Raw genomic sequence first — 808 nt, 5'->3', positions numbered from 1 at the left:
GAAAACAACGCTCACCGAGGAGGGCGCCAAGAAGGTCTTGATCGGCTTCTACGAGCCGATCGAGTACGAGGACGCACTCCTTGACCTCAAGGTTGATTTCGAATCCCAGGAATCCATTACTGAGCGTGAGAACGCTGTCGGGAAGTCTGAGGCCGACGTAGCTCGGGCGGAGGCGGCGCTGGAGGCCGCCAAGGAGGAAATTGCCAAGGTCAAGGACTCTGAGAAGAAGGCCGAGCTGCAGGCAAAGGCAGATGCTCTTGCAAAGAAGGTTGAAGCTGCACGAGATGCTGCGAAGGCCGCAAAGGAAGCTCGAACTGGTGAGCAGGCGAAAACTGAAGCGGCAGCGGCCAAGTCCGCGGCAGATTCGGTGGTCGAAGGCGCCGAAGAGCTCAAGGCCGCTGCATCTGCGGTAGTTAAGGAAGAGCGTGATTCCGCGGCAGCCGAGGCTGCTGCGTTGGCGGCAGCGCAGGAGTCAGCGAAGGGCCATGCGGAGCGCGCGGCGGCTGCGGTGACCAAGGCTGAGGAGGAGATCAACAAGGTTAAGGATAAGGCGAAGAAGGCTGAGCTGAAGAAGAACCTCGAAGCGGCAGAGCAGGAAGCAGCCAACGCGAGTGCCGAGGCTGGCAAGGCTCAGGCAGCAACGACATCTGATGCGGCTGTGGCGGCGGCCGAGGCCGCTAAGACTGCGGCAGACAAGGCTATCGCCAAGGCGGAGGAAACCGAGCAGGCTGCGAAAGACGCTGTGAAGGCGGAGCAGGCAGCTGAAACCAAGCCCGAGACCGAGCCGGAAACCAAGCCGGAAACCAAG

1 pseudogene is annotated in these 808 nt (G+C 61.1%); it reads left to right on the top strand.

The features are described 5' to 3' along the window. A pseudogene (locus HMPREF2791_RS12100) lies at positions 1-808 on the top strand (hypothetical protein); the annotation flags it as partial.

Origin of the sequence: Corynebacterium sp. HMSC034A01, from assembly GCF_001838175.1 — a bacterium.
GTDB lineage: Bacteria > Actinomycetota > Actinomycetes > Mycobacteriales > Mycobacteriaceae > Corynebacterium.
This window is presented reverse-complemented; position numbering and strand designations above follow the sequence as displayed.